Origin of the sequence: Pseudomonas sp. nanlin1 (genome assembly GCF_045571515.1) — a bacterium.
Taxonomy (GTDB): Bacteria; Pseudomonadota; Gammaproteobacteria; order Pseudomonadales; family Pseudomonadaceae; genus Aquipseudomonas.
On sequence record NZ_CP124218.1, the window covers coordinates 547,227 to 572,494 of the forward strand.

The window sequence follows — 25,268 nt, forward strand, 5'->3', positions numbered from 1 at the left end:
GCACTGAAAGAGAGGGGGCAGGTTAACGCTTGCCCCCTCTTTTTTACTGAGCGTTAAGATCTCAACAAATCCCGACACCAGCCGACACAATTAAAGGCACAATGCCATTTACTGTCGATCGGGTCGGAGTACCCTTCTGTGTCACGTCCTTCCGCGATGCGTATCAGCCATTTTCTGCCGTCCCTGTTGCTTTTGGTATCAGGGCTGGCGGCGGCGTATATGCGTGACCTCAGCGTATTCTTCACCTCCCTGTTCAACGTACTGCCCACCTTGGTGCTGTTGTTAGGCGGTGCGTATTGCGCGGTATACCGGCGCCAGCGCGAGCTGTTTCTGATGCTCACGGTGTATATCGCCTACTTTCTGCTGGATACCCAGACCGACCATTACCGTGACTACGGCAAGGTGCGCGACGACGCCGCGGTGGTCTTCCACCTGTGCTGTTTGCTGCTGCCGTTGCTCTATGGGCTATTTGGCCTGTGGCAGGAGCGTACCCATCTGCTGCAAGATTTGGTTGCTCGCTTCGCCGTATTGCTTGCGGTGGGCAGCGTGGCGTTGGGGCTGGAGCAAAGTTTTCCACAGGCGTTGCTGGAGTGGCTGGCGGAGATCCGCTGGCCAGCCCTGCACGGCCGCTGGATGAGTTTGATCCAGCTGGCGTACCCGGTGTTCGCGGGCGCCTTTGGCTTGTTGATCTGGCAGTACGTGCGCCAGCCGCGACCGTTGCATGCGGCCCAGGTGGTGGGGGCTCTGGGGCTGTTCTGGATGCTGCCGCAGACGTTCATCCTGCCGTTCACCCTGAATATCATGTGCAGCCAGGTGATGCTGATGATCGCCGCCGCCGTGGCTCACGAAGCCTATCAAATGGCCTTCCGCGATGAGTTGACCGGCTTGCCTGGGCGCCGCGCGCTGAACGAGCGCATGCAGCGTTTGGGCCGGGTTTATGTATTAGCCATGACCGATGTCGACCACTTCAAGAAATTCAACGACACCCATGGCCACGACGTTGGCGACCAGGTGCTGCGCCTGGTGGCGAGCAAGCTGGGCAAGGTCACCGGTGGCGGCCGCGCTTATCGTTATGGCGGCGAGGAGTTTGCCCTGGTGTTTGCCGGTAAGACCGTGGAAGAGTGCATGGTGCATGTGGAGGCGATCCGCGAAGTCATCGCCAACTACCAGATCCAGCTACGCAACCCCGACCGGCCCCAGGACGATAGCCAGGGGCGACAACGCCGGGGGGCGGCAGGGGCGTCCCATGTTTCGGTGACCATCAGCATCGGTATCGCCGAACGCTTACCGGAACATCGCTCGGCCGAGGAGGTGCTCAAGTCCGCCGACCAGGCGCTTTACAGTGCCAAAGGGGCGGGGCGTAATTGCACCGTAGCCTATGGTCCGAGCCGGCGCGGTGCCGTCCGTACGGCGTGACCTTCGAGAACTTATCAGTCACAACACGACCCTATGTCTCGCAAAAGTTGTTGGGCTACACTGCGCAATCAGTGTCCCGATGTCTGCGAGGTTGCCATGGCTGACTACAAAGCGCCGCTGCGCGATATGCGCTTCGTTCTCAATGAAGTGTTCGAATTGCCCCGGCTGTGGGGCGAGCTGCCGGGCCTGGGGGAGGCGGTCGACGCCGACACGGTCGAAGCGATTCTAGAAGAAGCCGGTAAAGTCACCGGCAAAACCATCGCACCGCTAAACCGCAGCGCCGATGAAGAAGGCTGCCGCTGGGATGCCACGGCCGTGACCACCCCTAAAGGGTTTATCGAGGCCTACCAAACCTTCGCCGAGGGCGGCTGGGTGGGCGTGGGTGGCGATCCGCAGCACGGCGGCATGGGCATGCCCAAGGCGGTCTCGGCCCAGGTCGAAGAGATGGTCAACTCGGCCAGCCTGGCGTTTGGCCTCTACCCGATGCTGACCGCTGGCGCTTGCCTGGCGATCAACGCCCATGCCAGCGAAGCCTTGAAGCAGGCCTACCTGCCGAACATGTACGCCGGCGTGTGGGCCGGCTCCATGTGCCTCACCGAAGCCCACGCCGGTACCGACCTGGGCATTATCCGCACCAAGGCCGAGCCCCAGGCCGATGGCAGCTATCGGGTCAGTGGCACTAAGATCTTTATCACCGGTGGTGAGCACGACCTCACCGACAACATTATTCACCTGGTGCTGGCCAAGTTGCCCGATGCGCCGGCTGGGCCCAAGGGCATTTCGCTGTTCCTGGTGCCAAAGTTTATGGTCAATGCCGATGGCAGCCTGGGCGAGCGCAACTCCCTGAGCTGCGGGTCCATCGAGCACAAGATGGGTATCCAGGGTTCGGCCACCTGCGTGATGAATTTCGATGCCGCCGTGGGGTATATCGTCGGCGAGCCCAATAAGGGCCTGGCGGCCATGTTCACCATGATGAACTACGAGCGTTTGGGGGTGGGCATCCAGGGCCTGGCGTCTGCCGAGCGCTCCTACCAGAACGCCGTGGAATACGCCCGCGACCGCCTGCAAAGCCGGTCCCCGAGCGGGGCCAAGGCCCAGGACAAAATCGCCGACCCCATCATCGTGCACCCCGATGTGCGGCGCATGCTGCTGACGATGAAAGCCTGCAACGAGGGCGGGCGGGCTTTTTCCACTTACGTAGCGATGCAGTTGGACACCGCCAAATACAGCGAAGAACCCGCCGTGCGCAAACGCGCTGAAGACTTGGTGGCGCTGCTGACCCCCGTGGCCAAGGCGTTTCTGACCGACCTGGGGCTGGAAACCACGGTGCATGGCCAGCAGATCTTCGGCGGTCATGGTTATATCCGCGAATGGGGCCAGGAGCAGTTGGTGCGTGACGTACGCATTACGCAGATTTACGAAGGCACCAACGGCATTCAGGCCCTCGATTTGATGGGCCGCAAAGTGGTCGCTAGCCACGGCGCGCTGTACCGCCTGTTCGCCGATGAGGTTCGCGGGTTCATCGATGCCGAACCGCAGTTGGGTGAGTTCACCCAGCCGTTGGCTCAGGCATTGGACACCCTCGACGGCCTGACTGAGTGGGTGCTCGAGCACGCGGCCCAAGACCCCCACCAGATCGGTGCCGCCTCGGTGGAGTACCTGCAGGTGTTCGGTTACACCGCTTATGCCTACATGTGGGCCCGCATGGCCAAAGCGGCCTTGGGCAAAGAAACCCAAGACGATTTTTACGCCAGCAAGCTGGGCACCGCCCGTTTCTATTTCGCGCGGCTATTACCTCGTATCCACTCGTTGAGCGCCTCGGTCAAGGCCGGTAGCGAGCCGCTGTACCTGCTGACGGCCGCGCAGTTTTAAGCTGTAAGCCAACGCTTACAGTACGCGGTGGTCTTCGGCCATAGCGCCATCAGGGGGCTAGGGGTAATCTAAATCCATGGACGTAGCGCAGGAAGCGCCTAGAAATAACACGGACACGTAGGATGCCTGCCAGGGGGGCGGGGTTGAAAGGGAAATCACGGGAAACAGTCTGAAAAACCTCGCTTCGGCGGGGTTTTCTTATTTATGGCGTCCCATCTCTGGGATGCTAATAAACGCTGAACGTTGCAACGCGGCGGGGGTCTTTAGTGCATCACTCATAAGGAGCTGCACCATGGACATCATCCGCATTATTTTTGCCATTCTTCTACCTCCGTTGGGCGTATTTTTGCAGGTGGGTTTCGCTGGGGCATTCTGGCTGAACATTCTGCTGACGCTGTGTGGCTATATCCCCGGTATCGTTCACGCCATCTATATCATCGCCAAGCGCTAAGCGCCCTATCGGGGCCTAGGCAAAAGGTCGGGGGCAAGCCCCCTCCTACAGACACGTAACCGTAGGAGGGGGCTTGCCCCCGATCCCTTGATCTTCAAAAAACCACAATCCCCAAATTGTGGAAAACAAATTCACCAAGCTCTCAAACCGCGACATATAGCCACCCCATGTCTTTGTTTTGTCACGTTTTTGAGTTGTCCCCGTTTACTGTGGAGGCGACTGTGGACAACGTGGGTGTATATGGCTGCAAGGCACGGAAATAAAGGGTTGCAGCGACGTGATCAAATTTTGACCAGGCCTTTTTGCCGCATCTGTTAGGTAGCTTGTCAACCTTTTTATCCACCGCCCTGGGACCGCTTAGCAGGCAACTCTCTCCTGTGGATAAGTCTGTGGGCAAACCTTGGAAAGAACCCGCAAAACGCCGTATTGCGTGGCTTGAGCCTAGGCTGCCGACACCGCCAGGGTTATAACATTTAAACCGAGTTCAACAGATAAGCCTGCCGTCAACCCAAATAATTGCAAAACCCCCCGCAAATCCTAGGCTTAGCCCGGCACGAAGGCGTGCACTTGCCCCCATTCTCTGTGGAACCGCCTGTGGATAACGTGCGGGTAACCCCCGAGCACCCCAGCAAAATAAGGGGTTGGCGGAGCCTGTACAATTTTTGATCAGTTGCATAAGGCTCAGACGCCGGGCATGCTTGGTTATTGACTCAAGCCAGGTCCATTCCCAAGGAGAGCAGCATGACTTCTACCGTATTTATCACAGGCGCCACTTCCGGTTTCGGTGAAGCCTGCGCCCGTCGCTTCGCTGAAGCCGGCTGGTCGTTGGTGCTCACCGGGCGTCGCGAAGAGCGCTTGAGTGCCCTTTGCGAGGAATTATCCAAGCAGACTTCGGTACACGGCATGGCGCTGGATGTGCGCGACCGGCAGGCCATGGAAGCGGCGATTGCCACGCTGCCGCCGGAGTTCGCCAAGCTGCGCGGGTTGGTCAACAACGCCGGGCTGGCGCTGGGGGCAGACCCTGCGCCTAAATGCGACCTGGACGACTGGGACACCATGGTCGACACCAACATCAAGGGCTTGATGTATAGCACCCGCCTGCTGTTGCCGCACCTGATCGCCTACGGTAAAGGCGCAACCATCGTCAACCTGGGTTCCGTCGCCGGCAACTACCCGTACCCAGGCAGCCACGTTTACGGGGCCAGCAAAGCCTTTGTCGGGCAATTCTCGCTGAACTTGCGCTGCGACCTGCAAGGCACCGGCGTGCGCGTGACCAACCTGGAGCCGGGCCTGTGCGAAAGCGAATTTTCGCTGGTGCGCTTCGGCGGCGATCAGGCCCGCTACGACGCCACCTACGCCGGCGCCGACCCGATTCAGCCGCAAGACATCGCTGAGACGATCTTCTGGATTCTTAACCAGCCGGCCCACATCAACGTGAACAGCCTGGAAATCATGCCGGTCACCCAGTCCTGGGCCGGTTTTGCCGTCGAGCGCCCGAACAAGGCCTAACGCTGTGGGGCAGGCCGCTGGGCCTGCCCCACAATGGGCTCACGCCGCCGTCAGTAGCCCCTGGCGCTCAATGAACGCAATGATTTGCTCCAGGCCCTGGCCAGTCTTCTGGTTGCTGAACACGAAAGGCTTGTCGCCGCGCATGCGCCGGGTGTCGCTGTCCATCGAGGTCAGCGAGGCACCTACCAGCTCGGCCAGGTCGATCTTGTTGATCACCAGCAGGTCGGACTTACAAATACCCGGGCCGCCCTTGCGCGGTAGCTTGTCGCCTGCAGAGACATCGATCACGTAAATGGTCAGGTCCGACAGCTCCGGGCTGAAGGTCGCCGACAGGTTGTCGCCCCCCGACTCCACCAGAATCACGTCCAGCCCCGGGAAGCGGCGGTTCAGTTGGTCGACCGCCTCGAGGTTGATCGAGGCGTCTTCACGAATGGCTGTGTGCGGGCAGCCACCGGTTTCCACGCCAATGATTCGTTCCGGCGCCAAGGCTTGGTTGCGCACCAGAAAGTCAGCGTCTTCGCGGGTGTAGATATCGTTGGTGACGACGGCCAGGTTGTAGCGCTCGCGCAGGGCCAGGCACAACGCCAGGGTCAAGGCGGTTTTGCCCGAGCCCACTGGGCCGCCGATGCCGATACGTAAAGGTTGAGTGTTCATCGAGTTTCTCCTAGGAACGGAATAGGCGGCTGTATTGGCGTTCATGGGCCATGCTCGCCAGGGACAGGCCGAACGCGGCGCTGCCGTAGTGTTCTGGGGCCAGGTGAGTGGCGTGTCGTTGCGCCTGCTGCAATACCGGCAGCAGCTCGCTGGTCAGGCGCTGGGCGGCCTGTTGGCCCATGGGCAGGGTTTTCATGAGCACGGCCAGTTGGTTTTCCAGCCAGCTCCAAAGCCAGGCGGCCAAGGCGTCTTCAGGGCTGATCTGCCAGGCTCTGGCTGCCAGCGCCCAGCCCAAAGCAAAGGGCACGGCCGGCAGTGCTTTGAGAAAATCCCGCGCGGGGGTGTCCAGTTCGGGCAAACCTTCGAGCAACTGGCGCAGCGAATAGCCCATTTGCCGGCTTTCCAGGCTGGCTTCATGGGTTTCCCGGCTGGCCCGGTGCTGCTCGCACAGCGCGGCCAGGTCTGTCCATCGGCCGGCCTCGGCCGCCTCGCAATGGGCCAGCAGCAACGGCGCCTCGAATCGGGCCAGGTTGAGCAACAGCTGGTCGCTGATCCAGCGTTGGGCACTGCCAGCGTCTTTGACCGTGGCTTGCTCCACGGCCATTTCCAGGCCCTGTGAATAACTGTAGCCGCCTATGGGCAACTGCGGGCTGGCCAAACGCAGCAATGCCCACGCTGCGGTCATGGACGCACGCCGAATTGGTGCAGTTTGGGCGGATAGTTGAAATCTTCGTCGCCGTGGCGTGAATGGTGGTGGCCGCCGCCGTAGGCACCGTGTTCCGGTTGGAAGGGGGCTTCGATGCTATGGGCCTGGGCCCCCAGTTGTTCGAGCATGGCCTTGAGCACGTAGTCGTCCAATAGGCGCAGCCAGCCATCGCCCACTTGCAGGGCCACGTGGCGGTTGCCCAAGTGATACGCCGCGCGGGTCAATTCAAAGGCGCTGGTGCAAGTGACGTGCAGTAACTGCTCGGGGCGGGCGCACACTTTGACTATCCGGCCGTCTTCGGCCTGCAGGCACTCGCCGTCATACAGCGGTGGCTGACCACGCTGGAGGAATAGCCCGACGTCCTCGCCTGCGGCACTGAAACAGCGCAGGCGGCTCTTGCTGCGGGCTTCGAAGGTGAGGTGGAGTTCGGCCGACCACTCGGGCTGCGGCTCGATCCGGCGGTGAATTACCAACATAAGGGGCTTCCGACAAACAAAGGTGGTGGGGATAGAGCAAGGGCCTTGCCAAAGCGCCATGCCAGGCAAACGCGCCCTCGCGCCTAAATTTAGGGCGCAATCAGCGCCAATATAGGGCTTTTGCTTGATTTGTGGATTTTTTTGGTGCGCAGCGAGGCTTATTCGGGCGCGTCTGGACCTGGCCAGTGGGTAGCGCCGAGGAATATAAACCGCAGTTGTTGCACGATCTTCGCTTGCGGCGACAAGTTGATGAGCGCGGGTTGTTCGGGGGGGTCAATCAGTTCCGGGAGGGTGGCAAACACGGTCTTGACCACTTGGTCGGCCATCACGGCCAGAGCGATGCGGTCCAGGTGCTGCCAGCGCGGCATACGCGCCAGGTCATCGGCCAAGTCTGAGCTGATGCCTTCGCGCAATGCCGCTAGGGCCTGGCGCACGGGGCGAGAGCCGCCGTATTGCTCGCGAGCGAGAAACAGGAACTGAGAATGGTTGGCCGCGACTACATCAAGGAAGATGCGCACGGAGGCGTCAGTCAAGCCTTCCATGACGAACTCGTTGGTGCGAACCGTACGGATGGATTCGCGAAACGTTTCGCCCACTTCGCGCACCAGGGCAAGCCCCAGCTCATCCATATCGGCGAAATGTCGGTAGAAACCCGTCGGTACGATTCCTGCGGCTTTGGCGACTTCGCGCAGGCTGATGCTAGCGAAGCCCCGGCCAGAAGCCATCAACTGCCGGGCGGCGTCCAATAACGCGTGGCGGGTCTGCTGTTTCTGTTCGGCACGAGGAAGCATGGGCGCGCAATAACTGTCTGCAGGGCGGGGGTGCACTCTAGCAAATCGGTCAGGATGACGTCGAACGGATGTGAGGGGAGAGTGTGGCTTGAAGGTCTAAGCCCGGTGGGTAAGGCCGGGCTTTTTCGAGGAGATCAAGGTTTACACCAAGTCTTTGACGCGTTCGTTCAGATTGTCCGAACCACCTTCAGCAACAGTGTTGACTGGGCTGCGGTCAGCGCCATCTTCAGCAACAGTGTTGACTGGGCTGCGGTCAGCGCCATCTTCGGCAACAGTATTGACTGGGCTGCGGTCAGCGCCATCTTCAGCAACAGTGTTGACCGGGCTGCGGTCGGCGCCATCTTCAGCAACAGTGTTGACCGGGCTGCGGTCGGCGCCATCTTCGGCAACGGTGTTGACTGGGCTGCGGTCAGCGCCATCTTCGGCGACAGTTTTGCCTGGGCTACGATCTGCACCGTCTTCGGCAACGGTCTTGGCTGGGCTGCGATCGGAACCGTCTTCAGTTAGACCACCATAAGGCTGGCTGATGACCGCCGAACTCGACTTGGCTTCGGCAGAAATCTGCTGATCGGCCGCCGGCATGGCAAAGGCGTTAGCAGCTAAGATTGAAAGGGTAAGGCTGAGGATCAATTGGTGTTTCATGATGTGTGCGCTCCTTGAGAGGGCAAGAATTTGGGTACGAGATCAATGTTACTCCTGGTATTTAGATATAAAAGTTCATAAAGATAATGGTAACAATCGATGGAAATGATGATGATGCAAAAGCGCTCTAAATCAAGCATTTACAGGGCCTGAATATGCCCAATGATGGGGATTTTGCCCTCGCCACTGCGCCACTATCGAGCCCATCGATAATGCTTGGTAGGCCCGGCGCAGGAAATCTAAACCCCCAGCGCCTTTTCCAGTCCCATGCAATGCCGCTACCGCCACCGTGGTCTCGGTGCCCGCAGTCATCAGGAGAGCCGTGCAATGACGCGCACCCGTAAAATCGTTACTTGGACACTGGCCAGCTTGCTTTTGCTAGTGGTCATACTGGTCGTCGTGATCGCCACTTTTGACTGGAACCGGGTCAAACCTACCCTCAATGAAAAAGTATCCGAGGCTTTGCACAGGCCCTTCGCGATCAAGGGTGACCTGCAGGTGCTGTGGCAGCGCGAGCCGGCAGAAGGTGGCTGGCGGGCGTGGGTGCCGTGGCCTAAGTTCGTCGCCCAAGACATCACCTTAGGCAACCCCGAATGGGCGAAAACGCCGCAGATGGCTGGGTTACAGCGTATCGAGTTTCGCCTCTCGCCCCTGCCTTTGTTGGCGCAACGTATTGTGATCCCACGCATCGACCTGACCGGCCCTACAGCCGACCTACAGCGGCTGGCCGATGGCCGCGCCAACTGGACGTTCGAATTCGATAAAAAAGACCCCAATGCCGAGCCCTCCAATTGGGTGCTGGACCTCGGCAGTATCGGCTTCGACAAGGGCCAGGTGAGCCTCGACGACCAAACCCTCAAGGCGCAGCTCAAGGTGGTGATCGACCCTCTGGGCAAGCCGATCCCCTTCAGCGAATTGGCCGGCAACGGCGCGGCGAAAAAAGTCAGCGACCAAGGCGGTACGGCCCAAGACTACGCTTTTGGGTTGAAAGTTGATGGCCGCTACAAAGGCATGGACCTGGCCGGCACCGGTAAAATCGGCGGCCTGCTGGCGCTACAGGACGCGGCGCAACCCTTCCCCGTGCAAGCGGATGTACGCGCCGGGGATACCCGCATGGCGGTGGTCGGTACCCTGACCGACCCACGCAACCTCGGTGCCTTGGACCTGCGCTTGCGCTTGAGTGGCAGCAGCCTGGGCAACCTCTACCCCCTCACCGGGGTGACGCTGCCCGACTCGCCCGCTTACGAGACCGATGGGCGGCTGATGGTCAAGTTGCACGAGCCTGGTGGGGCGGCATTTCGCTATGAGAGCTTTAACGGGAAAATCGGCAACAGTGACATTCACGGCGACCTGGGCTTCGTCGCCAGCCAGCCAAGGCCTAAGCTCACGGGGGCCTTGGTGTCTAACCAACTGCTGTTCGCCGACCTGGCGCCGTTGATCGGTGCCGACTCCAACAAAGAGCAGCAAGCGCGCGGCGGGGCAAGCAAGCAGCCAGCGGGCAAAGTGCTGCCCGTCGAGGAGTTCAAGACTGACCGCTGGCGGGCCATGGATGCGGATGTCGAGTTCACCGGCAAGCGCATCGTCCACAGCGACAAACTGCCGGTCAACGACTTGTACACCCATATCATCTTGGATGATGGCCGCCTGCGCCTCGAGCCCTTGCGCTTCGGCGTAGCGGGCGGGCGCCTGGACGCTCAGATCAGCCTCGATGGCCAGCATGTGCCACTCAAGGGCAGCACGCGGCTGAGCGCACGCGGCTTCAAGCTCAAGCAGTTGTTCCCTGGGTTCGAGCCGATGCAGACCAGCTTTGGCGAACTCAATGGTGATGCTGATATTACCGGTACCGGTAACTCGGTGGCGGCGCTGTTGGGGTCGGCCAACGGCAACCTGAAAATGCTCATCAACGACGGCGCCATTAGCCGCGACCTGATGGAGATCGCCGGGTTGAATGTGGGTAACTACGTGATGGGCAAGATCTTTGGCGACAAAGAAGTGGACATCAACTGCGCCGCCGCCGACATGGGCATTCAAAATGGCCTGGCGACCACGCGGCTGTTTGTCTTCGATACCGAAAACGCGATCATCTACATCGATGGCACGGCCAATATGAAACAGGAACAGCTGGACCTGAAGATTACCCCAGAGTCCAAAGGCTTCAGGCTGCTGTCCCTGCGCTCGCCCCTCTACGTACGGGGCACCTTCGCCAAGCCGGACGCTGGCGTGCAAGCCGTGCCGCTGCTGTTACGCGGTGCCGGCATGGTCGCCCTGGGCGCCATCGCTGGGCCCGCCGCCGGCTTACTTGCCCTGGTCGCACCCAGCGGCGGTGAACCCAACCAATGCACGCCCTTGCTGCAGCAAATGAAAGAAGGCAAAGCCCCCAAAACCGTTAAATAAAGTGTGCCTTGGGCGGTAATACAGAGCTCGGGGGCAAGACCCCCTCCTACGGGCAGACATACGATCGTAGGAGGGGGCTCGCCCCCGATCTTTTACCCCCAAGACCAACATTTAACCCACAATCCCTGTGCGCCCCTCTGTGGATAACATGTTCGTCTCCTGCCACAGGCCTTGTTTCACAAGGCTTGTAGCAAGTCGATCAAATATTGATCAGAGCGCCAGCGCTGTGCATCTTTTCAAAAAAACAAGCTTTTTCAAGGCTTTATTTATAGACGCGAACGACGATACCCACAGTTGCTGTGGGTTCGGCTGTGGATAACTTGTTTGTTAATCCCTGCATCCCTTATAGCCAGTGCTTTGTAAGGCGTTGAGCGTTTTTTAACCAGGTGTGCCTGTTAGATCTGCCAGCTGTAGAGCTGCAAGCAAACATCCTAACGTTGGGAAAACCCATGCAGGGATAGCGGGCATGATTTCAACTACAGCAAATCTGTTAGCGGTGAATGCCAGTCATTCAGTCATGTTAAGTCTGACGACGCCGTCGCTGCCGGCTGCTTATTGCCCTTTTGGCACGCTGCACTTAAGTCGTGGGCGGCAAGGTCTATCAGCGTTCAATGGCATGCTGCTGGAACGCAACGAACAAGGGTATTTGCTGGGCAACGGTTATAGGCTGTACCGGCCCCATTTGCGGCGCTTCACCCGGCCTGACGAATTCAGCCCGTTTGGGCGGGGAGGGCTGAATGGGTATGCGTATTGTGAGGGGGATCCGGTTAATAATTTGGACCCTAGTGGACAGGGCATCCTCGCTGTATTAACGCAATTTACTTTCAATAAGCTCGCTACCAACGGAAATGCGCTGGCTGCGATGATCGGTTCGACGCTTTTCGACCTGGCTAACGCTATAGTCTTTCGCCCTGGGCCTGGACCAATGGCTATCCTACGAAGCAAGCTTTTCGGCGTTAGCGTAACCGCGATCGGCTGGCAAATGGGTAGTCCCTCTGTGACCAACCTAGGGATGGCCGTGACGGGAGGCGTTACGCTCTTCCAATCGGCGACCAAAGTAAAAACGCTTTACACCGGGTTGATGAGTCCAAGTTTTTCGATAGCCAAGGCACGTGAAAACGCAGCGGCTATATTTGGAATTGGAGGCGTGAGAGATACTGGTACTGAAGTGCTGACTTCTGTGCGGGTGGACCGCTTCAAGGTAAGGCACCTGTAACGCGTGGGGGTCTGACTATCGGCGTCCCAAGGGGTCGTTAGCCAGTCCTCCATGCTGATCTTTAGACGGGGCACTCACTCCCCGCTCGCCACCCCTTTCAAATACTCCGCCGGCTCAGCCCCCAAGTTATTCAACATGCGCGCGCTGTACCAGTCGACGAAATTCACCACACCAAACTCGTAAGTCTTGGAGTAAGGCCCTGGCTGATAGGCCGACGAGTTAATCCCGCGCTGGTTTTCTTCAGCCAGGCGGCGGTCCTGGTCGTTGGTGGCGTCCCACACTTGGCGCATGCGCTCGACGTCGTAGTCGACCCCTTCCACGGCGTCTTTGTGCACCAGCCATTTGGTGGTCACACGGGTTTCTTGGGCGCTGATGGGCCACACGGTGAACACAATGATGTGGTCGCCCATGCAGTGGTTCCACGAGTGCGGCAGGTGCAGGATGCGCATAGAGCCCAGCTCAGGGTTCTTGATGCGGCCCATGAGTTTGGCACAGCCTTGCTTACCGTCCAGGGTCATCGACACGGTGCCTTTGAGCAGCGGCATGCGCACGATGCGGTTGCGTAGGCCGAAGCTGGCGTGGGCGTAGGGGATCTTCTCGGCTTCCCAGGCGGCGGCAGACGCGGCCACGTGGTCCTTGAAGGCCTGGTCAGCCCGCGGGTCGGTCACGTCGTCCCATTCCAGCAGGGTTTTCAGCAACTCGGGGTGGGAGCCGCCACAGTGGTAGCACTCACGGTTATTTTCCAGCACCAGCTTCCAGTTGGCTTTTTCCAGCAGGTCGGTCTGGATCGCGACCTTGGTGTTCTCCATGTCGTACGGTTCCATGTAATGGTTCAGCGTACTGAGGAACTGGTCGATGGCGGGTGGGTTCTGCGCCAGGCTGATGAAAATGTAGCCGCCGGAGGTTTTCACGTGCACCGGTTTGAGGCCGTACTGCTTCATGTCGAAGTCGGCGCCCATTTCGGTGCCCGCAAACAGTAAGCGGCCGTCCAGTTCGTAGGTCCACTGGTGGTAACCGCACACCAGTTTGGCCACTTTGCCTTTGGCGGCAGTGCACAGGCGTGAACCCCTGTGCCGGCACACGTTATGGAAGGCATGCACCGCCCCTTCGACGCCGCGTACGACGATGATGGGGTTGTCGCCGATTTGCAGGGTGAGGAAATTGCCCTTGGCCGGGATTTCGCAGGTCATGCCAGCGATCAGCCATTCCTTATGGAAAATCTCCTGCATGTCGATATCGAACAGGCGCTCGTCGCTGTAGAAAGGCTGCGGCAGCGAGAACGTCCGCTCGCGGTCCTGGAGCATTTTTGCAGTGGCCTTGCGTGCAGGTTCCAGCGGGTCACCCAGGCTGAGTGTTTGCGTGACGTCCATCATGTGTGTCCTCAATGGCCACAGGCTGTGGCCGACGGAAAGTGGCTGTATACAGGTGACGCAAGGCTGCCGAAAAAAGTGTGGGCATGTGTGCGGAGTGTGCGACTCGGCGCGCTCCGAACCTTATCCATGGGCGACATGGCCGAATCCGTTCCCGACGCGCAAGCCCTTGCCGATAGGGGCTGGTTGCCATAAGCATGTGAATGTCGTGAATAGGCAAGCCATCGCTGCGACGGGGCCGCAGAATCGCAGCCATGAAGGCCGACCGTCGGCCGTGGAGATCAGCATGTCGAACAGCTTCCTGAGCCCGGTCAACACCCAAACCTGGGCCAACGGCCGCCACGTGGTGCGTTGCGTCAAAGTGATCCAGGAAACCTGGGACGTGCGCACGTTCTGTTTCATGGCCGACCAACCGATCCTGTTCTTCTTCAAACCGGGCCAGTTCGTCACCCTGGAATTGGAAATCGACGGCGAGCCGGTGATGCGCTCTTACACCATTTCCAGTTCGCCGTCGGTGCCCTACAGCTTTTCCATCACCATCAAGCGGGTGCCGGGTGGGCGCGTCTCCAACTGGTTGCACGACACCCTGCATGAGGGCCAGGAGCTGGCCGTGCACGGGCCGGTCGGTTTGTTCAATGCCATCGACTACCCCAGCCCGAAGATCCTCTACCTCAGTGGCGGCGTCGGCATTACCCCGGTGATGTCTATGGCACGCTGGTTCTACGACACCAATGCCAATGTCGATATGGTCTTCGTGCACAGCGCGCGTTCACCCAAAGACATCATTTACCACCGCGAGCTGGAGCACATGGCCTCGCGGATCGACAACTTCAGCCTGCATATCATTTGCGAGAAGCATGGGCTGGGCGAGCCGTGGTCGGGTTATCGCGGCTACCTCAAGCACCAGTTGCTCGAATTGATCGCGCCGGACTTCATGGAGCGCGAAGTCTTTTGCTGTGGCCCTACGCCCTATATGAACGCGGTCAAGCGTCTGCTGGAAGTGGCCGGGTACGACATGGCGCGCTACCACGAGGAATCCTTCGGGGCCACGCCGCCAGAAGCCCGCGCCGACGCCGTGGAACAGGCCGAACAGGCCGCCGATGCGCCGGAAGTGGATGTGCTCGACCTGCATCAGGTGGAATTCACCGCTACGGGTAAAAGCATTCGCGTGGGCCCTGGCGAAACCGTGCACGCGGCGGCAGCCAAACTGGGCCTGATGATTCCCAAGGCCTGCGGCATGGGCATTTGCGGCACCTGCAAGGTGCTCAAACTGGGGGGCGAGGTGGAGATGGAACACAACGGTGGCATCACTGAGGACGACGAGGCTGAGGGCTATATCCTGTCGTGCTGCAGTGTGCCGAAAGGGGATGTACGTATCGAATTTTAAGGTGCTTCGCGTTTTGCGGTCATCAACGTAGGAGGGGCCTTGGCCCCGATCATGCGCCCTTAAATCCGAAACCGCGCCACCAGCGTATTCAAATCCACAGCCAAGCGTGACAGCTCACCACTGGCCGCGCTGGTCTGCTCCGCGCCCGCGGCGCTGCCCACGGACAAATCGCGGATATTCACCAGGTTGCGGTCCACTTCACGGGCCACCTGCGCTTGTTCCTCTGCCGCGCTGGCGATCACCAAATTGCGCTCGTTGATCTGCGCGATGGCGCTATTGATAGTGTCCAGCGCCTGGCCTGCGCCTTTGGCGATACTCAGGGTCGACTCGGCCCGCTCGGTGCTGTTGCGCATCGACTCCACCGCCTGCGCCGTGCCGCCCTGGATACTGGCGATCATACGTTCGATTTCGCTGGTCGACTGCTGCGTGCGGTGCGCCAAGGCCCGCACCTCGTCGGCCACCACCGCGAAGCCGCGCCCGGCCTCACCGGCGCGGGCGGCTTCGATCGCCGCGTTAAGGGCCAGCAGGTTGGTCTGCTCGGCCAGATTTCGAATCACGTCCAGCACCTTGCCGATGTCCCGCGACTCGGTGGCCAGATTGCCGACCAAGGCCGCCGTGGCTTGCACGTCAGTGCTCATGCGCTCGATGGCTTCGACCGTTTCCTGCACCAAGTCGCGGCCGTCGCCCGCCGAGTTGGTAGCGTCTTTCGAGGCTTGCGAGGTGCTGACCGCGTTGCGCGCCACTTCTTCGACGGCGCTAGTCATCTCATTGACGGCAGTGGCCGCCTGTTCTATTTCGTGGTTTTGCTGGGTAAGGCCGCGGGCGCTCTCGTCGGTCACGCTATTGAGCTGATCGGCGGCGGTGGCTAACTGCTGGGACGATCCGGTAATGCCCTGCAAAGTGCTGCGCAGGTTGTGCTGCATTTTGTGCATGGCACCCAGCAAGCGGGCGGCTTCGTCATTGCCCGATACCTGGATCGCACGCGTCAGGTCGCCATTGGCGATGGCTTCGGCTGCTGTCAGGGCCTGGTCGATGGGCTGCACGATACTGCGGGTCAACAACCAGGCAAAAATGACCGTCAGCAGCATGGCGACCCCCAGCATCACGATCACCAGAACAAAAGCCGACGCGTATTGGTCTGCGGCGTTCTGGTTGGTGGCGGCGGTTTGTCGGCTGTTGATCTTGATCAGTTTGTCGAGCACGGCATTGACTTGCTCGGAGTTGCTCAGCAAATCGCTGTTGAGCAGGCTGCGCAGTTCTTCCAGCTGGTTGGCCGCCGACAGGCGCTTCATACGCGCTTCCAGCTGGCGGTACTCAGTGAGCAGCTTTTTGTAGTCTTCGAAGATCAGCCGCTCGTCATCGTTGCGAATCAACGCCTCGAAGCGCGTTTTGGCTTTGTCGATCTGCTCGTTGCGCATCTCGAATAACTGCACGGTCTTTTGCTGAACGTCGGGCTCACGGTTAAGCAATAGGCGGTAGGACAACACGCGCAGGCGCAGGGTCAGTTGAGTGAACTCGTTGAGGCTGGTCAGGCTCGGCACGCTGATGCGTTCGATGTCTTCGCCAGCCGAGCGGATAGTGCGCATCTGGCTGAGGGCGAACACGCCAAGGACGATCATCAAGGTGCCGATCATGGCGAAACCGAGCAGCGCGCGCGGCGCGATGTTCATAGAGCGTAATGACATGGACGGGTTCCGATCTGCTTACACGCGGTCCATGCGCTTGGGGTAGAAGATTGAACCGGCTTATCGGTGCCAAGAGGTCCAGCTTGAAAGACAAATTGTCGCACCTGGCCATTATTTGGCCACACATCTTGCGGGGGCTTTGTGTCGCTCGGTATGGAACCGAAGGGGTGTTTCAGGGTCCACCGGGGGCCTTATAATCCTGGCTTGCGCGGCAACTTTTCATTATCGTGTGCGCCCCCAAACCCAGAGAAATCATTATGTTAGAAGCATCCCTCAGCCAACTCGAAGCCCTGGTCAGCGAGCTGGTCAAACACAACCGCGAACTGTCCGAAAACAACGCTCAAATGAGTGCGGAATTGGCCCGCGTCAAAGACGAAAACGAAACCCTGCAGCTCAACCTATTGGAGCAAGAAGAGCAACACGGGAGCACGGCGGCCCGTATTCAGGCCTTGGTCGAGCGCGCCAGTTCGGCCGCAGCATGAGCACTGACGCGCCGGTCAAAGTGTTGTCGATTTTGGGCAACGACTACTCGATCAAGGCGCCCGAAGGCGAGCAGCAAGCCCTGGTGGACGCGGCTCGGATGCTGGACCGCACCCTCGCTGAGACCAAGCGTCGCTACCCCACCCTGGTGGGCGACAAGCTACTGGTGCTCACTGCGCTAAACCTGTGTTCGCAGCAAATGGAGCTGCAGCGCGAACATCAACAGGCCCTCAACCGTTATCAAGAGCAAGTCAACGCCACGGTTGAGGTAATCGCCCGGACAATCGGCGATCATTAGCAATGGTCGGGGCCTCGGCCCCGATCCGTCACGCCGCCTCCAGCACCTGGCGGATGTCCGCCGCCAACTCGCGCACCCGCGCCGGCTCCGTGTCCCACGAGCACATAAAGCGCGCGCCGCCGCTGCCAATGAAGGTGTAGAAGCGCCAGCCCTTGCTGCGCAAGGCTTCCAGCGCCGGCTCCGGCATTTTCAAAAAGACCCCATTGGCTTCCACCGGAAACATCAGTTCTGCCCCTGGAATATCGCTGGCCAGTTGGCTGAGCAACTGTGCGCAGTGGTTCGCATGGCTGGCGTGGCGCAGCCAGGCGTCATTTTCCAGCAACCCAACCCAGGGTGCCGAAAGAAAGCGCATTTTCGAGGCCAATTGGCCAGCTTGCTTGCAGCGGTAGTCGAAGTCTTCCGCCAGTTTGCGGTTGAAGAACAGAATCGCTTCACCCACGGCCATGCCATTTTTGGTGCCACCAAAGCACAGCACATCGACCCCGGCTTTCCAGGTCAGCTCGGCGGGCGAGCAGCCCAGAAAGGCGCAGGCGTTGCTGAAGCGGGCGCCGTCCATGTGCAGGTTCAGGCCCAGCTCCTTGCAGGTGGCGCTAATGGCCTTGAGCTCGTCCGGACGGTAGACGCTGCCCACTTCGGTGGCCTGGGTGAGGGTGACTACGCGGGGTTTGGGGTAGTGGATATCCAGGCGCTTGAGGGCAACTTCCCGGATCGCGGCGGGCGTTAGCTTGCCGGCCTCGGTGCGCGCAGTGAGCAATTTGGAGCCATTGGAAAAGAATTCCGGCGCGCCGCATTCGTCGGTCTCGACGTGGGCGGTTTCCGAGCAGATAACACTGTGGTAACTCTGGCACAGGGACGACAGCGCCAGGGAGTTGGCGGCTGTACCGTTGAAGGCGAAGAACACCTCGCAATCGGTTTCGAACAGCCGACGGAATTCATCAGCGGCGCGGGCGGTCCATTGGTCGTCACCGTATGCGCGCTGGTGGCCGTGGTTGGCCTGTTCCATGGCCGCCCAGGCTTCGGGGCAAATGCCAGAATAGTTGTCACTGGCGAACTGCTGGGTGGAGTCGGTCATCGGTAAATCCTTGTGCTCGATTATGCGCGGTACTTTAGCCGAATTTTGCAGTGAGAGGGCCGCCTGCGCCTCTCTTGGACAGGTAACGCCATGCGCCTCGATCGACCCCAACGCGACCACGCCCTCGACCTGCTCAAATGGCTGGCCCTGGTGTGCATGGTGCTCGACCACCTGCGTTATGTGGGCTGGCCATTGGAGTTCCTGTATGTGCCTGGCCGCCTGGCATTTCCATGGTTCTGCCTGGCCATTGCGGCGAACCTGATGCGCCGGCCCGGGGCAGGGCTGTCGCCCCGTTACCTGGGCTGGATGCTGGTGTTTGCCGCGCTGTCTGAAATCCCCTACCGAATGTTCGTCTACCCGGCGGCCTCCTTGAACGTCATGCCCACCCTGGCCCTGGGTTTAATCATTGGCAGTGCCTGGCAGCAGCGCAGCGCCCCCATGCTGGCTTTGGCTGCGCTGGCCCTGGGCGGCGCTGTCGTATTTGAACATTGGCTGATGTTCAGCGTGCCTGGGGTCCTGTTGCCGCTGGTGTTTCTCTTGGTATGGCAGCGCCGAGCCCGGTGGGCGCTGCTACCCGGCCTGTTTTGCCTGCTGGGCAACGCCTGGGAAGGCCTGTTTGCGTCGGCCCGTTATGGCGACCCCCTGGCCATCAGCGGCATCGCTGCCTGCCTGCTGGCCCCCTGGTTGGGCATGGCCTTGCTGCGCTCCGGGCTGCGCTGGCGCGTCCCGGCCCTGCGCCGCTGGGCGTATGGCTTCTACCCTGTGCACTTTCTTGTGCTGCTGGCCTTGCGGGTGCTTATTCGCAGCACCTGAGCCGCCCCGTTCGCTGCCCGCCACGGGCTATGTCGTAAACGCACCTTTGCGTGGCGTGCGTAGGCATTTGGCCTGGCCGCGCCAGTCATACCATCGCTGCAAAGGGGCCCGCTTCGGTATTGCCCCACAGCAGACCACGGGCGCCATGCCGCCGCCGGGAGAATCGCGATGTTCAGCAAGCAAGACCAGATCCAAGGCTACGACGATGCACTGCTGGCGGCGATGAATGCCGAGGAGCAACGTCAGGAAGACCACATCGAGCTGATCGCCTCGGAAAACTACACCAGCCAGCGGGTCATGCAGGCCCAGGGCAGCGGCCTGACCAACAAGTATGCCGAGGGTTACCCGGGCAAGCGTTACTACGGCGGCTGTGAGCACGTCGATAAGGTTGAGATGCTGGCCATCGAGCGCGCCAAGCAGCTGTTCGGCGCCGACTATGCCAACGTCCAGCCGCATTCGGGCAGCCAAGCCAACGCGGCGGTCTACCTGGCCTTGCTGCAAGCAGGCGATACCGTGCTGGGCATGAGCCTGGCCCATGGCGGGCACCTGACCCACGGCGCCAGCGTGAGTTTTTCCGGCAAGCTCTATAACGCGGTGCAGTACGGCATCGACACCGAAACCGGCTTGATCGACTACGACGAGGTCGAGCGCCTGGCGGTGGAGCATCAACCGAAAATGCTCATCGCCGGTTTCTCGGCCTATTCGAAAACCCTGGATTTTCCGCGCTTCCGCCAGATCGCCGACAAGGTCGGGGCGTACCTGTTCGTCGACATGGCCCACGTCGCCGGGCTGGTTGCGGCAGGGTTGTACCCCAACCCGCTGCCCTATGCCGACGTGGTCACCACCACCACCCATAAAACCCTGCGCGGCCCCCGTGGCGGGCTGATTCTGGCCAAGGCCAACGAGGCCCTGGAGAAGAAACTCAACTCGGCGGTGTTCCCCGGCGGCCAGGGCGGCCCCCTGATGCACGTGATCGCGGCCAAGGCGGTGTGCTTCAAGGAAGCCATGGAGCCGAGCTTCAAGGCGTACCAGCAGCAGGTCATCGACAACGCCCAGGCCATGGCCGAAGTGTTTATCCAACGGGGCTACGATGTGGTCTCCGGCGGCACTGACAACCACCTGTTTCTGGTCAGCCTGATCCGCCAGGGCCTGACCGGCAAAGACGCCGACGCAGCCTTGGGCCGGGCCCACATCACCGTCAACAAAAACGCCGTGCCCAACGACCCGCAATCGCCCTTTGTCACCTCTGGCCTGCGCATCGGTACGCCGGCCGTCAGCAGCCGCGGTTTCAAAGTGGCGCAGTGCGTGACCTTGGCCGGCTGGATCTGCGACATTCTGGACAACCTGGGCGACGCCGACGTCGAAGCCAATGTGGCCGCGCAAGTCGCCGCCCTGTGTGCCGATTTCCCGGTTTACCGCTGAGAGTGGAGTAACGCTATGCAACGCTATTCGGGCTTCGGCCTTTTCAAACACTCCCTCAGCCACCACGAAAACTGGCAGCGCATGTGGCGCACGCCCACCCCCAAGAAAGTCTACGACGTGGTCATCGTGGGCGGCGGCGGGCATGGCCTGGCGACGGCCTATTACCTGGCCAAAGTCCACGGCATCACCAACGTGGCCGTGGTCGAGAAAGGCTGGCTGGGCGGCGGTAACACCGCGCGTAATACCACCATCGTGCGTTCCAACTACCTCTGGGACGAGTCGGCGCACCTTTACGAACACGCCATGAAGCTCTGGGAAGGCCTGTCCCAGGACCTCAATTACAACGTGATGTTTTCCCAGCGCGGCGTCTACAACCTGTGCCATACCCTGCAGGACATGCGCGATTCCGAGCGCCGGGTGAGCGCCAACCGCCTTAACGGGGTGGACGGCGAACTGCTCAACGGCCAGCAGGTGGCGGACGAAATCCCCTACCTGGACTGCTCGAAAAACACCCGCTACCCCATCATTGGCGCCACCGTGCAGCGGCGCGGCGGTGTGGCCCGGCATGACGCCGTGGCCTGGGGCTTCGCCCGTGCGGCCGACGCCTTGGGGGTCGACCTGATCCAGCAAACCGAAGTGATCGGCTTTCGCAAGGAGAACGGCGTGTGCATCGGCGTCGAAACCAACAAGGGTTTCATCGGCGCCAAGCGTGTGGGTGTGGTCACTGCCGGCAATTCGGGGCACATGGCCAAACTGGCCGGGTTTCGCCTGCCGGTCGAGTCGCACCCCTTGCAGGCGCTGGTATCAGAGCCGATCAAGCCGATTATCGACAGCGTCATCATGTCCAACGCCGTGCACGGTTACATCAGCCAGTCAGACAAAGGCGACCTGGTGATCGGTGCCGGTATCGACAGCTGGGTCGGCTACGGCCAGCGCGGTTCCTACCCGGTGATCGAGCACACCCTGCAAGCCATCGTCGAGATGTTCCCGGTGCTGTCGCGGGTGCGCATGAACCGCCAGTGGGGCGGCATCGTCGACACCACCCCGGACGCTTGCCCGATCATCTCGAAAACTCCAGTGCCCAATATGTTTTTCAACTGCGGTTGGGGCACCGGTGGGTTCAAGGCCACGCCAGGCTCCGGCAATGTGTTTGCCGCGAGCCTGGCCACGGGCGAAATGCACCCGCTGGCCAAACCTTTTTCCATCGAGCGCTTCCACAACGGCGCGCTGATCGACGAACACGGCGCCGCCGCGGTCGCCCACTAAAACAGGAGAACCCCGACATGTTGCATATCTTCTGTCCCCATTGCGGCGAACTGCGCTCCGAAGAAGAATTCCACCCCGCCGGTCAGGCCCACATTCCGCGCCCGCTGGACCCCAGCGCCTGCAGCGATGAGCAGTGGGGCGACTATATGTTTTTTCGCGACAACCCCCGCGGCCTGCACCATGAGTTGTGGATTCACCAGGCTGGCTGCCGGCAGTATTTCAACGCCACCCGCGACACCGTCACCTACGAAATTCTGGAAACCTACCCCATCGGCGCCAAGCCGCAGGTGACGGCCAAGAGCGCATCGGGAGAACAGCTATGAGCCAGGTCAATCGCCTGTCCAACGGCGGACGTCTGGACCGCAGCAAAAAAATCACCTTCACCTTCAACGGGCAGACCCTGCACGGCTATGAAGGCGACACGCTGGCTTCCGCCTTGCTGGCCAATGGCGTAGACATTGTCGGCCGCAGCTTCAAGTACTCGCGCCCGCGCGGCATTGTCGCCGCCGGTGCCGAAGAGCCCAACGCGGTGCTGCAGATCGGCGCCACCGAAGCGACCCAGATCCCTAACGTGCGGGCCACTCAGCAGGCGCTGTACCAGGGCCTGGTGGCCACCAGCACCAACGGTTGGCCTAACGTCAACACCGACATGATGGGCATTCTGGGCAAAGTCGGCGGCAAGCTGATGCCGCCGGGTTTCTACTACAAGACCTTCATGTACCCGCAGTCTTTCTGGATGACTTACGAAAAGTACATCCGCAAGGCCGCCGGCCTGGGCCGCTCGCCAACCGAGCTGGACCCTGACAGCTACGACTACATGAACCAGCACTGCGACGTGCTGATCGTCGGCACCGGCCCTGCGGGCCTGGCCGCCGCATTGGCTGCTGCCCGCAGCGGCGCGCGGGTGATCGTCGCCGATGAGCAAGAAGAATTCGGTGGTAGCCTGCTCGATACCCGCGAAAGCCTCGATGGGCAACCGGCTGCCGAGTGGCTGGCCAGCGTCGTCGCCGAATTGCGCAGCCTGCCTTCGGTGGTGTTGTTGCCACGCACCACGGTGCACGGCTACCACGACCATAACTTTCTGACCGCCCACGAACGCCTCACCGACCACCTGGGCGACCGGGCACCATTGGGCCAAGTGCGCCAACGCATGCACCGGATCCGCGCCAAGCGCGTGGTGTTGGCCACCGGCACCCACGAGCGGCCTTTGGTGTACGGCAACAATGATGTGCCGGGCAATATGCTTGCCGGCGCGGTTTCGACCTATGTGCGTCGCTATGGCGTGGCGCCGGGTAAAAAACTGGTGCTGTCGACCAACAACGACTTCGCTTACCGCGTCGCTCTCGATTGGCTGGATGCCGGCCTGGCCGTGGTGGCCGTCGCCGACGCCCGGCACAACCCACGCGGCGCGTTGGTAGAAGAGGCGCGGGCCAAAGGTATTCGGATTCTCACCGGCAGTGCGGTGGTCGAAGCGCGCGGCAGCAAGCACGTCACGGCTGCGCGCGTAGCCGCCATTGATGTCAAAGCCCATAAAGTCACCAGCCCCGGTGAGTGGCTGGACTGCGACCTGGTGGCCAGTTCGGGGGGTTATAGCCCGGTGGTGCACCTGGCATCGCACTTGGGCGGCAAGCCGGTCTGGCGCGAAGATATCCTCGCGTTCGTTCCCGGCGACGCGCCGCAGAAGCGCGTGTGTGTGGGCGGTGTCAACGGTGTATTCGGCTTGGGCGACAGCCTGGCCGATGGTTTCGAGGGCGGCGCCCGTGCGGCTGCCGAAGCAGGCTTTGGGGTGGTTGAAGGGGTATTGCCCAAAGCCCTGCAGCGCCACGAAGAACCCACGCTGGCGCTGTTCCAAGTGCCCCACGAAAAAGCCACCGCGCGGGCACCGAAGCAATTCGTCGACCTGCAGAACGACGTCACCGCCGCGGCCATCGAATTGGCCACCCGCGAAGGCTTTGAGTCGGTCGAGCACGTCAAGCGTTACACCGCGCTGGGCTTCGGCACCGATCAAGGCAAGCTCGGCAACATCAACGGCCTGGCCATTGCGGCACGCAGCCGGGGCATCTCGATCACCGAGATGGGCACCACCATGTTCCGCCCAAACTATACGCCAGTGACCTTCGGCGCCGTAGCCGGGCGCCATTGCGGCCACCTGTTCGAACCCGTGCGCTTCACCGCCTTGCACGCTTGGCACGTCGCGCACAAAGCCGAATTCGAAGACGTCGGCCAATGGAAACGGCCTTGGTACTTCCCGCGTAACGGTGAAGACCTGCACGCCGCCGTGGCCCGCGAATGCAAAGCCGTGCGCGACAGCGTCGGCCTGCTGGACGCCTCGACCCTGGGCAAGATCGACATTCAGGGCCCCGACGCCCGCGAGTTCCTCAACCGTATCTACACCAACGCCTGGACCAAGCTCGATGTGGGTAAAGCGCGCTACGGCCTGATGTGCAAAGAAGACGGCATGGTCTTCGACGACGGTGTGACCGCCTGCCTGGCCGATAACCACTTCCTGATGACCACCACCACCGGCGGCGCCGCACGGGTATTGCAGTGGTTGGAGATCTACCAGCAAACCGAATGGCCTGAGCTGAAGGTGTATTTCACCTCCGTGACCGACCACTGGGCCACCTTGACCCTTTCCGGGCCCAACAGCCGCCAGTTGCTCAGCCACGTGACCGACATCGACCTGGGTAAAGAAGCCTTCCCGTTCATGACCTGGAAAGAGGGCCTGGTGGGCGGCGTCCCCGCGCGGGTGTTCCGCATCTCCTTTACCGGTGAGCTGTCCTACGAAGTGAACATCCAGGCTGACTACGCCATGGGTGTCCTGGAGAAGATCGAGGAAGCGGGCAAGGCCTACAACCTGACCCCCTATGGCACCGAGACCATGCACGTGTTGCGCGCCGAAAAGGGCTTCATCATTGTGGGCCAGGACACCGACGGCTCGATGACCCCGGACGACCTCAACATGGGCTGGTGCGTGGGCCGTACCAAGCCGTTCTCGTGGATCGGCTGGCGCGGCATGAACCGCGAAGACTGCGTGCGCGAAGAGCGCAAGCAGTTGGTCGGCCTAAAGCCGGTGGACCCGAACAAGTGGCTGCCCGAAGGCGCGCAGTTGGTGTTCGACCCCAAGCAGCCGATCCCCATGAGCATGGTCGGCCATGTGACGTCCAGCTATGCCAGCAACTCGCTGGGTTATTCGTTCGCCATGGGCGTGGTCAAAGGCGGCCTCAAGCGTATGGGTGAGCGGGTTTTCTCGCCCCAGGCGGACGGTAGCGTGATCGAGGCAGAAATTTGCTCGTCGGTATTTTTCGACCCCAAGGGCGAACGCCAGAACCTGTAACGCCCGACCGG

At 60.9% G+C, this 25,268-nt stretch carries 22 protein-coding genes and 1 pseudogene; 14 read left to right on the forward strand and 9 right to left on the reverse strand.

The features are described from left to right. The first annotated feature begins 138 nt into the window (after positions 1–138). The 4 genes from QCL65_RS02580 to QCL65_RS02595 all read left to right on the forward strand — a co-directional run bounded on the left by QCL65_RS02580 (position 139) and on the right by QCL65_RS02595 (position 5,248). Positions 139–1,416 carry a GGDEF domain-containing protein gene (locus QCL65_RS02580; protein WP_407314584.1) on the forward strand — a complete coding sequence of 426 codons (1,278 nt, stop codon included), beginning with the start codon at positions 139–141 and terminating at the stop codon, positions 1,414–1,416. 96 nt (positions 1,417–1,512) lie between these two features. Continuing rightward, positions 1,513–3,288: an acyl-CoA dehydrogenase C-terminal domain-containing protein gene (locus tag QCL65_RS02585; protein ID WP_407314586.1), complete on the forward strand. Its 1,776-nt coding sequence runs from the start codon at positions 1,513–1,515 to the stop codon at positions 3,286–3,288. A 292-nt stretch (positions 3,289–3,580) separates the two neighbouring features. Continuing rightward, on the forward strand, positions 3,581–3,739 hold the full coding sequence (locus tag QCL65_RS02590; protein WP_407314588.1) for a YqaE/Pmp3 family membrane protein: 159 nt from the start codon (positions 3,581–3,583) through the stop codon (positions 3,737–3,739). Between the two features lie 741 nt (positions 3,740–4,480). After that, complete coding sequence (locus QCL65_RS02595; protein WP_407314590.1) at positions 4,481–5,248, forward strand: SDR family oxidoreductase; 768 nt, start codon at positions 4,481–4,483, stop codon at positions 5,246–5,248. Between the two features lie 39 nt (positions 5,249–5,287). Here QCL65_RS02595 and ureG read toward each other — a convergent pair whose 3' ends face one another. The 5 genes from ureG to QCL65_RS02620 all read right to left on the reverse strand — a co-directional run bounded on the left by ureG (position 5,288) and on the right by QCL65_RS02620 (position 8,517). After that, positions 5,288–5,902 (reverse strand): urease accessory protein UreG, encoded by a 615-nt coding sequence (gene ureG / locus QCL65_RS02600; RefSeq protein WP_407314592.1) that lies wholly within the window; start codon positions 5,900–5,902, stop codon positions 5,288–5,290. Positions 5,903–5,912: 10 nt separating this feature from the next. Beyond that, complete coding sequence (locus QCL65_RS02605) at positions 5,913–6,587, reverse strand: urease accessory protein UreF (protein WP_407314594.1); 675 nt, start codon at positions 6,585–6,587, stop codon at positions 5,913–5,915. Further along, positions 6,584–7,084: an urease accessory protein UreE gene (gene ureE, locus QCL65_RS02610; protein WP_407314596.1), complete on the reverse strand. Its 501-nt coding sequence runs from the start codon at positions 7,082–7,084 to the stop codon at positions 6,584–6,586. The genes QCL65_RS02605 and ureE overlap by 4 nt, the downstream gene beginning before the upstream one ends. A gap of 158 nt (positions 7,085–7,242) precedes the next feature. Beyond that, positions 7,243–7,875: a TetR family transcriptional regulator gene (locus QCL65_RS02615; protein ID WP_407314598.1), complete on the reverse strand. Its 633-nt coding sequence runs from the start codon at positions 7,873–7,875 to the stop codon at positions 7,243–7,245. 141 nt (positions 7,876–8,016) lie between these two features. Beyond that, complete coding sequence (locus QCL65_RS02620) at positions 8,017–8,517, reverse strand: hypothetical protein (protein WP_407314600.1); 501 nt, start codon at positions 8,515–8,517, stop codon at positions 8,017–8,019. Positions 8,518–8,844: 327 nt separating this feature from the next. On the opposite strand from QCL65_RS02620, the gene QCL65_RS02625 reads away from it, so the two are divergent. Both QCL65_RS02625 and QCL65_RS02630 read left to right on the forward strand, forming a co-directional pair. Further along, positions 8,845–10,911 carry an AsmA family protein gene (locus tag QCL65_RS02625; protein WP_407314602.1) on the forward strand — a complete coding sequence of 689 codons (2,067 nt, stop codon included), beginning with the start codon at positions 8,845–8,847 and terminating at the stop codon, positions 10,909–10,911. A gap of 466 nt (positions 10,912–11,377) precedes the next feature. Continuing rightward, positions 11,378–12,127 carry an RHS repeat-associated core domain-containing protein gene (locus QCL65_RS02630; RefSeq protein ID WP_407314603.1) on the forward strand — a complete coding sequence of 250 codons (750 nt, stop codon included), beginning with the start codon at positions 11,378–11,380 and terminating at the stop codon, positions 12,125–12,127. A 74-nt stretch (positions 12,128–12,201) separates the two neighbouring features. Here QCL65_RS02630 and gbcA read toward each other — a convergent pair whose 3' ends face one another. Then, positions 12,202–13,497, reverse strand: a complete 1,296-nt coding sequence (gene gbcA / locus QCL65_RS02635) for a glycine-betaine demethylase subunit GbcA (RefSeq protein ID WP_407314605.1) — start codon at positions 13,495–13,497, stop codon at positions 12,202–12,204. 286 nt (positions 13,498–13,783) lie between these two features. Here gbcA and gbcB point away from each other — a divergent pair, with 286 nt between their 5' ends. Further along, entirely contained in the window at positions 13,784–14,884 is a 1,101-nt protein-coding gene (gene gbcB, locus QCL65_RS02640; RefSeq protein WP_407314607.1) for a glycine-betaine demethylase subunit GbcB, read from the forward strand. Positions 14,885–14,943: 59 nt separating this feature from the next. Here gbcB and QCL65_RS02645 read toward each other — a convergent pair whose 3' ends face one another. Both QCL65_RS02645 and QCL65_RS02650 read right to left on the reverse strand, forming a co-directional pair. Continuing rightward, entirely contained in the window at positions 14,944–15,816 is an 873-nt protein-coding gene (locus QCL65_RS02645; RefSeq protein ID WP_407316641.1) for a methyl-accepting chemotaxis protein, read from the reverse strand. After that, positions 15,802–16,569: pseudogene (locus QCL65_RS02650) on the reverse strand (MCP four helix bundle domain-containing protein); the annotation flags it as partial. The pseudogene QCL65_RS02650 and the gene QCL65_RS02645, both read right to left, overlap by 15 nt. A gap of 257 nt (positions 16,570–16,826) precedes the next feature. On the opposite strand from QCL65_RS02650, the gene QCL65_RS02655 reads away from it, so the two are divergent. Together QCL65_RS02655 and QCL65_RS02660 are read left to right on the forward strand one after the other, a co-directional pair. Next, a complete protein-coding gene (locus tag QCL65_RS02655; protein ID WP_407314609.1) occupies positions 16,827–17,051 on the forward strand; it encodes a hypothetical protein in 225 nt (74 codons plus the stop codon). Next, on the forward strand, positions 17,048–17,347 hold the full coding sequence (locus tag QCL65_RS02660; RefSeq protein ID WP_407314611.1) for a cell division protein ZapA: 300 nt from the start codon (positions 17,048–17,050) through the stop codon (positions 17,345–17,347). The genes QCL65_RS02655 and QCL65_RS02660 overlap by 4 nt, the downstream gene beginning before the upstream one ends. A 28-nt stretch (positions 17,348–17,375) precedes the next feature. Here the strand turns inward: QCL65_RS02660 and QCL65_RS02665 are convergent, their stop codons facing one another. Continuing rightward, entirely contained in the window at positions 17,376–18,419 is a 1,044-nt protein-coding gene (locus QCL65_RS02665) for a threonine aldolase family protein (protein ID WP_407314613.1), read from the reverse strand. A gap of 90 nt (positions 18,420–18,509) precedes the next feature. On the opposite strand from QCL65_RS02665, the gene QCL65_RS02670 reads away from it, so the two are divergent. The 5 genes from QCL65_RS02670 (at position 18,510) to QCL65_RS02690 (ending at position 25,257) form a co-directional block, all read left to right on the forward strand. After that, complete coding sequence (locus QCL65_RS02670) at positions 18,510–19,232, forward strand: TraX family protein (protein ID WP_407314615.1); 723 nt, start codon at positions 18,510–18,512, stop codon at positions 19,230–19,232. A 168-nt stretch (positions 19,233–19,400) separates the two neighbouring features. Next, positions 19,401–20,654 (forward strand): serine hydroxymethyltransferase, encoded by a 1,254-nt coding sequence (glyA, locus tag QCL65_RS02675; protein ID WP_407314617.1) that lies wholly within the window; start codon positions 19,401–19,403, stop codon positions 20,652–20,654. Positions 20,655–20,669: 15 nt separating this feature from the next. After that, positions 20,670–21,920, forward strand: a complete 1,251-nt coding sequence (locus QCL65_RS02680; protein ID WP_407314619.1) for a sarcosine oxidase subunit beta family protein — start codon at positions 20,670–20,672, stop codon at positions 21,918–21,920. A 17-nt stretch (positions 21,921–21,937) separates the two neighbouring features. Further along, positions 21,938–22,243, forward strand: a complete 306-nt coding sequence (locus QCL65_RS02685) for a sarcosine oxidase subunit delta (RefSeq protein WP_407314621.1) — start codon at positions 21,938–21,940, stop codon at positions 22,241–22,243. Next, entirely contained in the window at positions 22,240–25,257 is a 3,018-nt protein-coding gene (locus tag QCL65_RS02690) for a sarcosine oxidase subunit alpha (RefSeq protein ID WP_407314623.1), read from the forward strand. Before QCL65_RS02685 ends, QCL65_RS02690 begins: the two co-directional genes overlap by 4 nt. The last annotated feature ends 11 nt before the right edge of the window (positions 25,258–25,268 follow it).

What these genes read in the sequence shown, in the direction of transcription:
- ureG (WP_407314592.1), bottom strand. Translation starts at nt 5,902, where the DNA reads ATGAACACTCAACCTTTACGTATCGGCATCGGCGGCCCAGTGGGCTCG.
- gbcA (WP_407314605.1), bottom strand. Translation starts at nt 13,497, where the DNA reads ATGGACGTCACGCAAACACTCAGCCTGGGTGACCCGCTGGAACCTGCA.
- QCL65_RS02620 (WP_407314600.1), bottom strand. Translation starts at nt 8,517, where the DNA reads ATGAAACACCAATTGATCCTCAGCCTTACCCTTTCAATCTTAGCTGCT.
- QCL65_RS02680 (WP_407314619.1), top strand. Translation starts at nt 20,670, where the DNA reads ATGCAACGCTATTCGGGCTTCGGCCTTTTCAAACACTCCCTCAGCCAC.
- ureE (WP_407314596.1), bottom strand. Translation starts at nt 7,084, where the DNA reads ATGTTGGTAATTCACCGCCGGATCGAGCCGCAGCCCGAGTGGTCGGCC.
- QCL65_RS02595 (WP_407314590.1), top strand. Translation starts at nt 4,481, where the DNA reads ATGACTTCTACCGTATTTATCACAGGCGCCACTTCCGGTTTCGGTGAA.
- QCL65_RS02590 (WP_407314588.1), top strand. Translation starts at nt 3,581, where the DNA reads ATGGACATCATCCGCATTATTTTTGCCATTCTTCTACCTCCGTTGGGC.
- QCL65_RS02670 (WP_407314615.1), top strand. Translation starts at nt 18,510, where the DNA reads ATGCGCCTCGATCGACCCCAACGCGACCACGCCCTCGACCTGCTCAAA.
- QCL65_RS02585 (WP_407314586.1), top strand. Translation starts at nt 1,513, where the DNA reads ATGGCTGACTACAAAGCGCCGCTGCGCGATATGCGCTTCGTTCTCAAT.
- QCL65_RS02660 (WP_407314611.1), top strand. Translation starts at nt 17,048, where the DNA reads ATGAGCACTGACGCGCCGGTCAAAGTGTTGTCGATTTTGGGCAACGAC.
- QCL65_RS02685 (WP_407314621.1), top strand. Translation starts at nt 21,938, where the DNA reads ATGTTGCATATCTTCTGTCCCCATTGCGGCGAACTGCGCTCCGAAGAA.
- QCL65_RS02690 (WP_407314623.1), top strand. Translation starts at nt 22,240, where the DNA reads ATGAGCCAGGTCAATCGCCTGTCCAACGGCGGACGTCTGGACCGCAGC.
- QCL65_RS02645 (WP_407316641.1), bottom strand. Translation starts at nt 15,816, where the DNA reads ATGCACAAAATGCAGCACAACCTGCGCAGCACTTTGCAGGGCATTACC.
- QCL65_RS02615 (WP_407314598.1), bottom strand. Translation starts at nt 7,875, where the DNA reads ATGCTTCCTCGTGCCGAACAGAAACAGCAGACCCGCCACGCGTTATTG.
- gbcB (WP_407314607.1), top strand. Translation starts at nt 13,784, where the DNA reads ATGTCGAACAGCTTCCTGAGCCCGGTCAACACCCAAACCTGGGCCAAC.
- QCL65_RS02665 (WP_407314613.1), bottom strand. Translation starts at nt 18,419, where the DNA reads ATGACCGACTCCACCCAGCAGTTCGCCAGTGACAACTATTCTGGCATT.
- QCL65_RS02625 (WP_407314602.1), top strand. Translation starts at nt 8,845, where the DNA reads ATGACGCGCACCCGTAAAATCGTTACTTGGACACTGGCCAGCTTGCTT.
- glyA (WP_407314617.1), top strand. Translation starts at nt 19,401, where the DNA reads ATGTTCAGCAAGCAAGACCAGATCCAAGGCTACGACGATGCACTGCTG.
- QCL65_RS02630 (WP_407314603.1), top strand. Translation starts at nt 11,378, where the DNA reads ATGATTTCAACTACAGCAAATCTGTTAGCGGTGAATGCCAGTCATTCA.
- QCL65_RS02655 (WP_407314609.1), top strand. Translation starts at nt 16,827, where the DNA reads ATGTTAGAAGCATCCCTCAGCCAACTCGAAGCCCTGGTCAGCGAGCTG.
- QCL65_RS02605 (WP_407314594.1), bottom strand. Translation starts at nt 6,587, where the DNA reads ATGACCGCAGCGTGGGCATTGCTGCGTTTGGCCAGCCCGCAGTTGCCC.